Here is a 13,509-nt window from a genome sequence, read left to right on the forward strand (position 1 = left end):
GTGTCCGGGTGAACCCGCCCGCCGCCCGCCGTCTGCCTGCGCCGCCCGCCGCCCGGTGAGCGGTCAGAGCTCGAACACGCCGTACGAGAAGCCCTCGGCGCGGATCTCCGCGGCGTCGGCGGTCACCCCGCGCGCCTCCAGCGTGCGGCGCGGGGCCGGGCCCGGGGCGGGCAGGACGGCCGGGTCGCGGCGCGGGTTGACCACCACCAGGAAGCGGCCGCCGCGGGTGTACACCAGCGGGTAGCCGGCGTGCAGCACGTCCACCGGGCCGTCGGCGCCGAGGGCGGGATGGGCGCGGCGCAGCGCGATCAGACGGCGGACCAGGTGCAGCAGGGAGCCGGGGTCGGCGCGCTGGGTGGCGACGTCGGGGCGGTCGGGGGCGTCGTCGAGCGGGAGGTAGAGCCTGTGCGCGGTGGAGAAGCCGGCGCCCTCGGTGGCGTCCCACTGCATCGGGGTGCGGCAGCCGGCCCGGTTGTAGCGCGGGCCGAGCACGCTGCCCTCGACGTCGGGCAGGCCGGGGACGTACCGCATGCCGATCTCGTCGCCGTAGTAGACGGCCGGCAGGGTGGGCCAGGTGAGCTGGAAGACGAAGGCGGGGGCGAGCTGGTCGCGGGTGCGCGGGCCGCAGGCGAGCCGGGAGAAGTCGTGGTTGGAGGTGGGCAGCGAGATCCGGCCGTCCCCGCCGACCGCCCGGTCCGCGGTGCGCCAGGCGTCCAGGAAGACCGAGATGTCGCCCTTGCCCTCGGCGTCGAAGTAGCAGGGCTCGGACGGCCAGCCGTCCTGGTCGGTGCCGGCGCCGTTGTGCCACAGCGAGCGCAGCGGGCGGCCGTCGGTGTCGCCGCCGAACTGGAGCAGGAAGTCGGCGTGGAAGCCGGCCGCCACCGAGCGCGCCGGGTCGCCCCACTCGGCCAGCAGCGCGGCGTCGGGGTGCTCGGCGTCCAGCCAGCCGCGCAGCCCGTTCCAGAGCCGGCCGGTCTCGACCTTGCCCGGGTCGTCCTTGACCAGCGAGGAGGCCATGTCGACGCGGAAGCCGGAGATGCCGAGGCCCAGCCAGTGCGCCATGATCCCGCGCAGCGCGGCGCGGTTGGCGCGCGGGCCCTCGGCGTCGACGCCCTGGCGCCACGGCTCGGCCGGATCGGGCCTGGCGTAGCCGAAGTTGAGCGCGGGCTGGAAGTCGAAGAAGTTCGGCAGGTACCAGCCGGGGCGGCGGCCGGGGGAGCGGACGAAGCGTTCGGCGGGGTGGTCGGCCCAGATGTAGCGGTGGTCCGCGGGGTCGTCGGCGGCGGCCCGGAACCAGGGGTGCCGGTCGGAGGTGTGCCCGGCGACCAGGTCGAGCAGCACCCGGATACCCAGCCGCCGGGCGCGGTCGGCGAGTTCGGCCAGGGCCGCGGCGTCGCCGTAGCGCGGCGCGGTGGCCAGGTAGTCGCTGACGTCGTACCCGGCGTCGCCGAACGGCGAGGCGAAGCACGGGTTGAGCCAGACGGCGTCGACGCCGAGCCAGGCCAGGTACTCCAGGCGCTCGGCGAGCCCGGCGAAGTCGCCGATGCCGTCGCCGTCGGAGTCGGCGAAGCTCTGCGGGTAGATCTGGTAGAGGACGGCGTCGGACAGCCAGGCCGGTACGGGGCGGGTCGGTGTCACGCGGTGCTCCTTCTCCCGGGGACCAACGGGGACCGCCTCCAGGATGCCCCGCCGCGGCCGCCCCGGGGGGAGGTCCGGCGGATCCCCGCCCGCCCGGCCGGTCCTCAGTCGGCGGGACCCGCGAAGCCGTCCAGGATCTGCTCGGCCGCGAGCGTCGCGGTCAGCGTGCCCTCCCGGACCCGGCGCTCCAGCTCCGGGGCGATCCGCCGGACCACCGGGTGCTCGTGCAGGGCGGACAGCAGCTGGTCGTGGACCATCGACCAGGTCCAGTCGACCTGCTGGTCGCGCCGCTTGGCGGCCAGCGCCCCGGTGGTCTCCAGCAGCAGCCGGTGCTGCGTCAGCCGGTCCCAGAGCTCCTCCAGGCCGCTGCCGTCCTGCCCGCTGCAGGTGAGCACCGGCGGCGTCCAGACCGCGTCCGGCGGCTGCAACAGCCGTAGTGCGCCAGCCAGTTCGCGGGCGGCGGCCTTGGCGTCGCGTTCGAACGGGCCGTCCGCCTTGTTCACCGCGACCAGGTCGGCGAGCTCCAGCACGCCCTTCTTGATGCCCTGAAGCTGGTCGCCGGTACGGGCCAGGGTGAGCAGCAGGAAGGAGTCGACCATGCCCGCGACGGTGGTCTCGGACTGCCCGACGCCGACCGTCTCGACCAGCACCACGTCGTACCCGGCGGCCTCCATCACCACCATCGACTCCCGGGTGGCCCGGGCCACCCCGCCCAGCGTCCCCGAGGTCGGGGACGGCCGGACGAAGGCGTTCGGGTCCACCGCGAGCCGCTCCATCCGGGTCTTGTCACCCAGGATGGAGCCGCCGGTACGGCTGGAGGTGGGGTCGACCGCGAGCACCGCGACCCGGTGGCCGCGGGCCGTCAGCAGGGTGCCCAGTGCCTCGATGAAGGTGGACTTGCCCACCCCCGGCACACCGGTGATGCCGACCCGGACCGCCTTGCCGGCGTGCGGCAGCAGCTCGATCAGCAGCCGCTGGGCGAGCACCCGGTGGTCGGGCCGGGTGGACTCGACCAGCGTGATGGCCCGCGCGATGAACGCCCGCGAGCCCTCCAGCACACCCTTGACGTAGGCGTCGACGTCGATCGTCCGCGGCGGCATCGTCCCGGCGGCCTCAGAGCTCGTGGCCGAGGTCGGCGGCCAGCGCCTTCAGCAGGTCGTACGCCGCGTCCGGGATGACCGTGCCGGGCGGGAAGACAGCGGCGGCGCCGGCCTCGTACAGCGCGTCGAAGTCCTGCGGCGGGATCACGCCGCCGACCACGATGGTGATGTCCTCGCGTCCGGCGGCGGCCAGTTCGGCCTTGAGCGCGGGCACCAGGGTCAGGTGCCCGGCGGCCAGCGAGGAGACACCGACGATGTGCACGTCCGCCTCCACCGCCTGCCGGGCGACCTCGGCCGGGGTCTGGAACAGCGGGCCCACGTCGACGGTGAAGCCGAGGTCCGCGAAGGCGGTGGCGATCACCTTCTGGCCGCGGTCGTGCCCGTCCTGGCCCATCTTGGCCACCAGGATGCGCGGGCGGCGGCCCTCCGCCTCCTCGAACCTCTCGACCAGCGCCCGGGTGCGCTCCACCCCGGTGGACGGTCCTGCCTCGTCGCGGTACACACCGGAGATGGTACGGATCTGGCCGGAGTGGCGCCCGTAGACCTTCTCCAGGGCGTCCGAGATCTCCCCGACGGTGGCCTTGGCCCGGGCCGCGTCCACGGCCAGCGCCAGCAGGTTGCCCTCCAGCGAACCGCCGCCCTTGGCGCCCTGCTCGGCGGAGCGGGTCAGCGCGTGCAGCGCGGCCTGGCAGGCCTGCTCGTCGCGCTCGGCGCGCAGCCGGCGCAGCTTCTCGATCTGCTGGGTGCGCACCGAGGAGTTGTCGACCTTGAGCACGTCGATCTGCTCGTCGTTGGCGACCCGGTACTTGTTGACGCCGATCACCGGCTGGCGGCCGGAGTCGATCCGGGCCTGGGTCCGGGCCGCGGCCTCCTCCACCCGCAGCTTGGGGATGCCGGCGTCGATCGCCTTCGCCATGCCGCCGGCCGCCTCCACCTCCTGGATGTGCTGCCAGGCGCGGGCCGCCAGGTCGTGGGTGAGCTTCTCCACGTACGCGGAGCCGCCCCACGGGTCGATCACCCGGCAGGTGCCCGACTCCTGCTGGAGCATCAGCTGGGTGTTGCGGGCGATCCGGGCCGAGAAGTCGGTCGGCAGCGCCAGCGCCTCGTCCAGCGCGTTGGTGTGCAGCGACTGGGTGTGGCCCTGGGTGGCGGCCATCGCCTCCACACAGGTGCGGGTGACGTTGTTGAACACGTCCTGGGCGGTCAGCGACCAGCCGGAGGTCTGCGAATGGGTGCGCAGCGACAGCGACTTGGCGTTCTGGGGGTCGAACTGCTTGACCAGCTTGGCCCACAGCAGCCGGGCTGCGCGCAGCTTGGCGACCTCCATGAAGAAGTTCATGCCGATCGCCCAGAAGAACGACAGCCGCGGCGCGAACGCGTCCACGTCCAGCCCCGCGCCCAGACCCGCGCGCAGGTACTCCACCCCGTCCGCCAGCGTGTACGCCAGCTCCAGGTCGGCCGTGGCCCCGGCCTCCTGGATGTGGTAGCCGGAGATGGAGATGGAGTTGTACCGCGGCATCTTCTGCGAGGTGTACGCGAAGATGTCCGAGATGATCCGCATCGACGGCTGCGGCGGGTAGATGTAGGTGTTGCGGACCATGAACTCCTTGAGGATGTCGTTCTGGATGGTCCCCGCGAGCTTCTCGGGCGCCACCCCCTGCTCCTCGGCCGCCACGATGTAGAGCGCCAGGATCGGCAGCACGGCGCCGTTCATGGTCATCGACACCGACATCTTGTCCAGCGGGATGCCGTCGAACAGCTGGCGCATGTCGTAGATCGAGTCGATCGCCACGCCCGCCATGCCGACGTCACCGGTCACCCGCGGGTGGTCGCTGTCGTAGCCGCGGTGGGTCGGCAGGTCGAAGGCGACCGACAGGCCCTTCTGACCGGCCGCCAGGTTGCGGCGGTAGAAGGCGTTGGACTCCTCGGCGGTGGAGAAGCCCGCGTACTGCCGGACCGTCCACGGCTGGTTGACGTACATGGTCGGGTACGGGCCGCGCAGGAACGGCGCGACACCCGGATAGGTGGCCAGGAAGTCCAGCCCGGCCAGGTCCTCGGCGGTGTACAGCGGCTTGACGCCGATGCCCTCCGGGGTCTCCCAGACCAGTTCCTCGACGTCCTTGCCGGTCGCCCGCTGCCAGGCCGCCCGCCACTGCTCGCCGGTGGCCGCCGGGCCGCCCGGTGCGTCGAGTCCGATCTCCGTGAAGTCGGGGATCATCGGGCCACTCCGATCTGGTCGAGCAGGGAGGTGAGGACGGCGACCGCGTCGCCGCCCGCGCTGACGAACTCGTCGACCCCGGCCTGCCGGTACCCGGCCTCCTGCTCGCCGGGCCGGCCCGCCAGCAGCACCCGGGCGGCGCCGGCCGCCTTCAGCGCGGCGGCCACCGGTACGGCGTGCTCCTCGTACAGCGCGTCGCTGGAACACAGCGCGGCCACCGTGGCGCCGCTCGCGGCGAACGCCTCCGCGAGCGCGGCCGGGTCGGTGCCCTGGCCGACGACGGTCTCGATCCCGCCGGCCTGGAACAGGTTGGCGGCGAAGGTCAGCCGCGCGGTGTGCGCCGCCGCCGGGCCCAGCGCCGCCAGGAACAGCCGCGGCCGGGCGCCGGTGGCGTCCCGGTGCAGATCGGAACGGGTCCGCAGGGCCTCGTACGCCTCGGCGCGGCGCACCCGGGGCAGACCTCCGGTCAGCGGCGCCGGGGCCGGCTCGCGCACCAGCGGCTGCTCGCCCAGGTTCGGGAACTCGCTGACGCCGGTGACCGGCTCCTTGCGGCGGGCCAGCGCCGTCGAGCGCCGCGCCCAGGTGTCGCCGATCCGGTCCGCGACCAGACCCGAGCACAGCGCCGCGCGCAGGCCGCCGGCCCGCTCGATCTCCTGGAACCACGACCAGGCGGCGTGCGCCAGCTCGTCGGTCAGGCGCTCCACGTACCAGGAACCACCCGCCGGGTCGACGACCCGCGCCAGGTGCGACTCCTCCAGCAGGATCGCCTGCGTGTTGCGGGCGATCCGGCGGGCGAACGCGTCCGGCAGGCCGAGCGCGCTGTCGAACGGCAGCACGGTCACCGCGTCCGCGCCGCCGACGCCCGCGGCCAGGCAGGCGACGGTGGTGCGCAGCATGTTCACCCAGGGGTCGCGCTCGGTCATCATCACGGCCGAGGTGACCGCGTGCTGCCGCTGCGCGGCGGCCTGCGAGGAGATCCCCGACGCCTCCGCCACCCGCGCCCACAGCCGGCGGGCCGCCCGGAACGCGGCGATGGTCAGGAACTGGTCCGCCCCGGCCGACAGCCGGAACTCCAGCTGCCCGGCGGCCGCGTCCGGGCTCAGCCCGGCGGCCGTCAGCTCCCGCAGGTACGCCACACCGGCGGCCAGCGCACAGCCCAGCTCCTGCGCGGGCGAGGCACCCGCCTCGTGGTACGGCAGCGCGTCGACGGTGATCGCGCGCAGGCCCGGGAAGCCCTCGTGCAGGCGGACCGCCAGCGCGGCGGCCCCGGCGAGCAGCCCGGCGGTCGGCGAGTCGTCCCCGGTACGGGCCAGCAGGCCCAGCGGGTCCGCGCCCAGCGTGCCGGTGGCGGCCTCGGCGGGCACCCCGCGCTCCGCGTACAGCGCCAGCAGCCGCTCGGCGGCGGCCGGGAACTCGGCCCCGGCGTCCAGCGCCACGGCCGCCAGGTCCAGGTACACGCCCTCCAGCACCTCGGGCAGCGCGGCGACCGGCAGACCGTCCCGGCCCAGCTCCAGCCAGACCGAACCCACCCCGTGCTCCAGGTCGGCGAGCACCGCCTCGTTCGAGGTCTGCGGATCCGGATGCGTGTGCCGCTGGCGCACGTCCCACCCCGAGACGGCCGAACCCTGAGGCCGGCCACCGCGGACGAACGGCGCGAAGCCAGGGAACCCGGCCCCACCGGGCGCGTCCTCGGCGGTGTACAGCGGACGGGCGGTGAGGCCGTCCTCCAGCTTGGTGGCGAGGGCGTCCTCGGCCTGCGTACCGGTCACGTCCTGCTTACCGGACTTGCGCAACACACCTTCGACCAGGCGCTGCCACTGCTCACGGCTTGCATCCGGGAACTCGGCGGCCAGGGAGAGCCCTTCGGGCGAGACCGTCATGAGGGAAGGTTAGAGCCCGTTCACGTGCGGCTGTACAGCGAACCGGTGTGACCTTTCACTCCTTGCACTCCAAGCGCCGCAGAGTGCAACACCGGTACGCCCGCACGAACCATTCCCCCCTCGGCGTGGCGCCGCATCCAGGAGCGCGGGGGGGTGCCTGGAGGGGCGCGGGGAACTGCGCGGGGGCGGGAGGTAGCGGGCGCGGGGTCGGGAACGGCGGGATGGTTGCAGGGCCGTTGCCGTCGTTCAGGCGGGATGTCTGCCGCTGCGCGCAGTTCCTCGCGCCCCTGAGGGGGTGCCGGGGTTTGCTTTTAGGGGGGTGGGGAAGTGCGCGAGGGCTGCAGGGCCGTTGCCGGCCCGGAGGGCGGCTGCGGTGGCGGCTGCCGCTTCGGTGTCGAGGCGGGCGGAGGTGCCGAGGAGGAGGTGGCGGGTCTCGCGGGTGGCGAGGAGGAGCAGGCCGGGGAGGAGGTCGGTGCAGCGGGCGGCGACCCAGCGGGTGCCCTGGGTGGCCATCCAGCGCAGGTCGGCGACGAACCCGGGTGCCGCCGCGGACAGGCTCGCCGCCGGGGCGTCCCCCAGCCGCTCGCCGCCGGCGGTGAGCAGGGCGTGGAACTCGCACGCGATCCGGTGGTGCCCCGCCGCGCTGGGATGCAGCCGGTCGACGCTGAGCAGTGAGCGTTCGGTGAGCCAGGGCAGGTCGGCGAGGTGCAGGTGGGTGGCGCCGTACCGGAGGGAGAGGGCGTGCACGACGGTGTTGACGGCCCGCATCCGGCGGGCGAGCGGCCGGGCGAGCGGTGGCGGGAGCCGCAGCAGCCGCCCGGGGTCGGGCAGGCAGGCGGTCAGCAGGACGGCGCCCTGGTTGCGCAGTGCGGCGAGCGCGGTGTCGAGGTGGCGTGCGGTGCGGGCGATGTCGAAGCCGGCCCGCAGGGTGTCGTTGCCGCCGATCAGGACGGCGGCATGGGTGGGCCGCAGGGCGAGTGCGGCGGGCAGCTGAACGGTGGTCAGGTCGTGGCTGAGCGCGCCGCTGTTGGCGAGGTTGCGGAACTCGACCGGGCCGGGGGAGAGGCCGGGGGCGAGCATGGCGGCCCAGCCGCGCCAGCCGTCCGCGACGGGGTCGCCCACGCCCTCGGTGACGGAGTCGCCGAGGGCGGTGAACCGGACCGCCGCGGTCATGGCGCGGCCTGCGCGGCGTCCGCCGGCAGCGGTACCCGGTGGGCGGCGAGGAAGGCGGCGACCGCGGAGTCCCAGCCGAAGTGTTCGGCCCTGGCGCGGGCCGCGGCGCGGCGTTCGGCGGCCGGCCGCTCCAGCAGGTCCCGGACGGCGGTGGCGAACGCCTCGCCGGTGTCGGCCGCGGCGAGGCCGGCCGGTCCGACGATCGGCGGCAGCGCCGAGGAGCGGCTGACGGCGACCGGGGTGCCGCAGGCGAGCGCCTCCAGGGCGGCCAGCCCGAAGGTCTCCACCGGCCCGGGTGCGATGGCGACGTCGGCGGCGGCGAGCAGCGCGGCGACCTCGGCGCGGGTGCCGAGGTGTCCGAGGAACCGGACGGGGACCCGCAGTTCGGCGGCGCGCGCCTGGAGCCGGCGGCGCAGCGGGCCGGCGCCGGCGACGGCCAGGACGGCGGGGATCCGGTGGCGGCGGCGCAGGACGGCGAGCGCCTCGACGGCCCGTTCGGGCTTCTTCTCGGGGGACAGCCGGGAGCAGAGCACCAGCAGGACCTGGCCGGGGTCGGCGTAGCGGGCCCGGACCTCGGGGTCGTGGCGGTCGGGGTGCAGCTGGTGGAGGTCGACGCCGAGCGGTGCCTGGACGAGGTTGGCGGCGCCGATCCGTTCGAACTCGGCGGCGGCCCAGGCGGTGGTGCACAGCACGGTGTCGTACGCCCGGGCGGTCCTGGTGTTGAGCCGGTCGGCGAGGGTGCGGGCGGGGCCGGGCGGCAGGCCCCAGGTGCCGAGCAGTCCGGTGGCGCTCTCGTGCGAGACCATCACCGACCGGACACCGTGGGCGCGGGCCCAGGCGCCGGTCCAGCGCAGGCTGGTGCGGTCGGAGACCTCCAGCCGGTCGGGGGCCAGGCCGGCCAGGGTCCGGGCGACGGCGCGCCGGTCGGTGAGCAGCCGGTAGCCGCCGCTGCCGGGGATCGGCCGGCCGGGCAGGGTGATGACCCGGCCCTGGGAGGTCCACTCGTCGGCGGGGCGCGGGCCGGGGACGAGGAGGACCGGGTGGTGGCCGGCGGCGAGGTAGCCCTCGCCGAGGTGGCGCAGGGCCGTGCGCAGGCCGCCGGAGACCGGGGTGACGAAGTTGGCCACCCGGACGATCCGCAGCCCGTCGTGCGGCGGGGTCATGCCGGGAGCTCCTCGGGCAGCTGGGTGCCGGCGGAGGCCTGCGCGGGGATCTGGCCGGTGGGCGTGGGCACGGTGGCGGGGGTGCCGGCCGCCGGGTGCAGGGCCTGGACGGGGCCGCCGTGGTGCTCGGCGATGGCCTCGGTGTAGTGGCGCAGCAGCAGGTCGCCGACTGCCTCCCAGGTGCGGGCGGTGACGTCGGCCCGGCCGGCCCGGCCGTAGCCGGTCCGGACCTCGGGGCCGGCGGCGGCCAGTTCGGCTACGGCGCGGGTGACGGCGGCGGTGTCGCGGGGCGGGACCAGCAGGCCGGTGCGGTGGTGGCCGACCAGGTCGAGGGGGCCGCCGACGGCGGGTGCCACCACGGGGACGCCGCTGGCCATCGCCTCCTGGATGGTCTGGCAGAACGTCTCCAGCGGACCGGTGTGCACGAACAGGTCCAGGGTGGCGAAGTAGCGGGCGAGTTCGGTGCCGGTCCGGCGGCCGAGGAACAGGGCCTTGGGCATGGCGGCCTTCAGCGCCGGGGCGCTCGGGCCGTCGCCGATCACCACCACCCGTACGCCCGGCAGCTCGCAGGCGCCGGCCAGCAGGTCGACCCGCTTCTCGGGGGCGAGCCGGCCGACGTAGCCGATCAGCAGTTCGCCGCCCGGGGCCAGGGTGCGGTGCAGCGCCTCGTCGCGGTGGGCGGGGTGGAAGCGGACCGAGTCCACGCCGCGCGGCCACAGCCGGACCCGGGGGACGCCGTTCGCGGTGAGGTCCTGCGCGGCCGGGGTGGAGGGTGCCAGGGTGCGGGTGGCGGCGCCGTGCACCGCCCGGATCCGGGCCCAGGCGAGCGCGGATCCGATGCCCCGGCCGACCCGGTACGCCTGGGCGTACCCGGCCAGGTCGGTCTGGTAGACGGCCACGCTGGGCAGGCCGAGCCGTTCGGCCACCTTCGCCCCGCGGGCGCCCAGCACGAACGGGCTGGCCAGGTGCACCAGGTCGGGCCGGTGGTCGGCGACCGCCTCGGCCAGCCGCCTGCTCGGCAGGGCGACCCGGACCTGGGGGTAGCCGGGCAGCGGGATCGACGGCACCCGGACCACCGGCAGCGGCGTCGAGTCCGGGCCGAAGGAGTGCGGCGGGCAGTGGGCGCCCCTGGCCGGTGCCGGGGTGATGACCAACGGTTCGTGGCCACGGCGGACCAGGTGCTCCGCTGTCCTCAGCACGCTGTGGGCGACGCCGTTGACCTCGGGGGGGAAGGACTCGGTGACGATGGCGACTCGCATGCCAACGTTGTGTCCCCTCGGGGCGTGCGACTGACCACGGGGATCTTTCGTACAGGCGAACGTCCGTGGCCAATTGGGCGCGGGTCCGGCCGGGGGCGGCCCGCGGACCGGTCAGGCCGCGGCGGCGCGGGGGGTCTCCTCGCGCAGCGCCCAGGGGGAGCCGTAGGCGGTGAGCAGGTCCAGGAACGGGCGGGGCGGCAGGGCCTCGGGGCCGAGGACCCCGGCGCCGGCCCAGGCGCCGGTGGCGAGCAGTTCGAGGGCGACGACCGGGTTCACCGCGGTCTGCCAGACCACGGCCTGCGAGCCGTACTCGCGCATCGACCAGGCGTTGTCGACCACGTGGTGCAGGTACACCTGGCGCGGCTGCCCGTTCTTGGCGCCGCGGACCCAGGTGCCGGCGCAGGTCCTGCCGTGCATCCGGTCGCCGAGGGTGGCCGGGTCGGGCAGGCAGGCGGCGACCACGTCGCGGGGGGAGACCCCGACGGGCCCTTGCGCGCCGGGCACGGTGACCGGGTCGGTGGCGGACAGGCCGAGCCGGTGGAGCGTCTTGAGCACCTCGATGAAGTCCTGCCCGAGGCCGTACTTGAAGGTGACCCGGCGGGCGTCGATCCAGCGGGGGATCAGCAGGACCTCCTCGTGCTCGACGTTGACGCACTCGACCGGCCCGATGCCGTCCGGGAAGTCGAACACCTCGGGCTCGCTGAAGGGTTCGGTGGTGAACCAGCCGAGTCCGGACTCGAAGACGACCGGCGGGTTGAGGCACTCCTCGATGGTGGTCCAGATGGAGAACGAGGGCGCGAAGTCGTACCCGTCGACGGTCAGGTCGGCGCCGTCGCGGACCCCGATCTCGTCGATGGTGTCGAAGAGTTCGTCCGCCGCGTAGCGGGCGAAGACGTCCGAGAGGCCTGGTTCGACGCCCATGCCGCACAGCGCCAGCAGCCCGGCGTCCTCCCAGGCGCGGGCCCGGGCGAACTGGCCGTCGCCGAGTTTGATGCCGCACTCCTGGTAAGGCCGTTCGGGGTGCGGCTGGGACAGTGACATCGCCATGTCGAGGTAGTGCGCCCGCCCGGCCAGCGCGGCCTCGAACAGCGGCAGCACGAACCGCGGGTCGGTCGCGTTGAACAGCACGTCGCAGCGGTGCTCGGTGAGCAGCGCGGTGACGGCGGCGGTGTCGGAGGCGTCGACGGTGGCCGGCCGGAACCGCTCGGCGCCGGCCTCGCCGGCCAGTGAGGCGACCGCGGCCTCGGCCCGGGCGGGGTCGTAGTCGGCGACCACGAAGCATTCGAAGAACGGGCGCCGGACCGCGATCCGGGCGGCGGCGGTGCCGACGCCGCCCGCGCCCACCAGCAGGATCCTCATCACGGCCTCACGGGGCGTCGGAGGGGTCGGCGGCGCTGACCGGGACGTCCGGGTGCCTGAACCAGGAACCCTGGACGGCCCACTGGACGAGCATCAGCAGGAAGCCGAGGATCAGCGCGCCGATGCCGATCACGGTGACCCCGCCGGTCTGCCCGAAGATCGGCAGGTCGATGGAGGTGGACCCGTAGTCGGGGTCGGCGTAGACGTCGAAGGCGCCGTAGCAGAAGAAGTAGAGCAGCATCAGGCCGCCGAGCAGCGGTGCGACGCCCTTGAAGATGAAGTCCTTCGCGCTGCGGGTGAGCACCTTGCGGTAGTACCAGACGCAGGCGAAGCCGGTCAGGCCGTAGTAGAAGGCGATGGCGAGGCCGACCGAGGCGATCGAGTCGGCGAGGACGTTGCCGCTGATCGCGGTGAGCAGGACGTAGAAGGCGATCGAGGCGAGGCCCATGCCGACGGTGGACCAGGTCGGGGTGAGGTGCCGGGGGTGGACCCGGGCGAACTCGCGGGGGATGGCCTTGTGCGCGGCCATCGAGAAGGTGGTCCGGGCGGTCGGCAGGATGGTGGTCTGGGTGGAGGCCGCGGAGGAGGTCAGCACCATGAAGATGAGCAGTTTGGTGAGGAACCAGCCGAGGCCCGCGCTGCCGAACACGGCTCCGCCCAGCGAGGAGAGCACGTCCCCGGAGTTGTCCTCGTTGCCGAGTCCGATGCCCTCGGTGCCGATCCCGGCGAAGGCCTGGGCGGAGGTGGAGACCAGGGCGTAGATGATCAGCAGCAGCACGGTGGAGATGACGGCGGCGCGTCCCGGGGTGCGGGTGGCGTCGGCGGTCTCCTCGTTGACGGAGACGGCCGTGTCCCAGCCCCAGTAGATGAACACGGCAGCCAGGATGCCGGCGGTGAACGCGGTGGTGGAGGAGACCGCGAAGGGGTTGAACCAGGACGCGGAGACGTGGATCGCGGTGTCCGGCGGGTGCGAGCCGTAGACCTTGACCAGGGCGGTCACCGACAGCAGCACCAGCATCACGACCTCGATGCACAGCAGCCAGCGCTGCAGGGCGGCGGAGATCTCGATGCCGACGTAGCAGATCGCGGTCATCACGATGATCCAGATGACCCCGGCGATCGTGGTCCAGGTGGTGTTCTCGGCCAGACCGTCGAAGCCGAACAGCCGGAAGCCGTACACGCCGGCGATCTGGGCGAGGTTGGCCATCACGATGATGTCGGCCGCCACGATGCCCCAGCCGCCCATCCAGCCGGTGCGCGGCCCGAAGGCGCGGGCGCCCCAGGTGAAGGTGGTGCCGCAGTCCGGGTCGGAGGCGTTCAGCTCCTTGTAGGCGTAGGCGATCAGCAGCATCGGGATGAACGCCAGGATGGTGATGATCGGGGCCTGCAGCCCCACGCCGATCACGATGATGCCGAGCGTGGCGGCCAGGCTGTACGCGGGCGCGGTGGAGGCCAGGCCGATCGCCACCGAGGAGACCAGGCCGAGGGCGCCGGTCTTCAGGCCCTTCTCGCCGGCCCGGGAGCTGACCACCGACGGTGCGGCGGGCGGAGGCGGAGTGTGGTGTCCGGGGGGACCCTGCATCGTTCCCACCCCCTGATCCTGTGACGGAGGTACTGACGGGACTGGACCTCCTCAGCGTACGCCCGGGGCCTCCCGCTTTCCTGGGGATGGCGTGCGGGGCCGTGCACGGGTCGCAACTGACCGCCGGTTAGCAGGCC

9 protein-coding genes are annotated in these 13,509 nt (G+C 74.3%); all 9 read right to left on the reverse strand.

All coding sequences use genetic code 11. The features are described 5' to 3' along the window. Positions 1-63: 63 nt before the first annotated feature. On the reverse strand, positions 64-1,638 hold the full coding sequence (locus tag AB0D08_RS05825; protein ID WP_359886341.1) for an alpha-amylase family glycosyl hydrolase: 1,575 nt from the start codon (positions 1,636-1,638) through the stop codon (positions 64-66). Positions 1,639-1,742: 104 nt separating this feature from the next. After that, positions 1,743-2,738, reverse strand: coding sequence for a methylmalonyl Co-A mutase-associated GTPase MeaB (gene meaB, locus AB0D08_RS05830; protein ID WP_033818776.1), 996 nt, complete (start codon positions 2,736-2,738; stop codon positions 1,743-1,745). Between the two features lie 13 nt (positions 2,739-2,751). After that, positions 2,752-4,956: a methylmalonyl-CoA mutase gene (scpA, locus tag AB0D08_RS05835; protein ID WP_359886343.1), complete on the reverse strand. Its 2,205-nt coding sequence runs from the start codon at positions 4,954-4,956 to the stop codon at positions 2,752-2,754. Then, the gene (gene mutA / locus AB0D08_RS05840) at positions 4,953-6,836 is read right to left on the reverse strand and encodes a methylmalonyl-CoA mutase small subunit (protein WP_359886344.1); all 1,884 of its coding nucleotides are present in this window, start codon (positions 6,834-6,836) and stop codon (positions 4,953-4,955) included. Before mutA ends, scpA begins: the two co-directional genes overlap by 4 nt. A 246-nt stretch (positions 6,837-7,082) precedes the next feature. Beyond that, positions 7,083-8,009, reverse strand: coding sequence for an SGNH/GDSL hydrolase family protein (locus AB0D08_RS05845; RefSeq protein ID WP_063794287.1), 927 nt, complete (start codon positions 8,007-8,009; stop codon positions 7,083-7,085). Next, complete coding sequence (locus AB0D08_RS05850) at positions 8,006-9,172, reverse strand: glycosyltransferase (protein ID WP_033818779.1); 1,167 nt, start codon at positions 9,170-9,172, stop codon at positions 8,006-8,008. Before AB0D08_RS05850 ends, AB0D08_RS05845 begins: the two co-directional genes overlap by 4 nt. After that, complete coding sequence (locus tag AB0D08_RS05855; protein WP_359886347.1) at positions 9,169-10,431, reverse strand: glycosyltransferase family 1 protein; 1,263 nt, start codon at positions 10,429-10,431, stop codon at positions 9,169-9,171. The genes AB0D08_RS05850 and AB0D08_RS05855 overlap by 4 nt, the downstream gene beginning before the upstream one ends. A 111-nt stretch (positions 10,432-10,542) precedes the next feature. Further along, positions 10,543-11,790 carry a saccharopine dehydrogenase C-terminal domain-containing protein gene (locus tag AB0D08_RS05860; RefSeq protein WP_359886349.1) on the reverse strand — a complete coding sequence of 416 codons (1,248 nt, stop codon included), beginning with the start codon at positions 11,788-11,790 and terminating at the stop codon, positions 10,543-10,545. A gap of 7 nt (positions 11,791-11,797) precedes the next feature. Continuing rightward, a complete protein-coding gene (locus AB0D08_RS05865) occupies positions 11,798-13,372 on the reverse strand; it encodes an APC family permease (protein WP_051811923.1) in 1,575 nt (524 codons plus the stop codon). Positions 13,373-13,509: the final 137 nt, after the last annotated feature.

The sequence above is a fragment of the Kitasatospora sp. NPDC048540 genome (assembly GCF_040651175.1).
Classification (GTDB): domain Bacteria; phylum Actinomycetota; class Actinomycetes; order Streptomycetales; family Streptomycetaceae; genus Kitasatospora.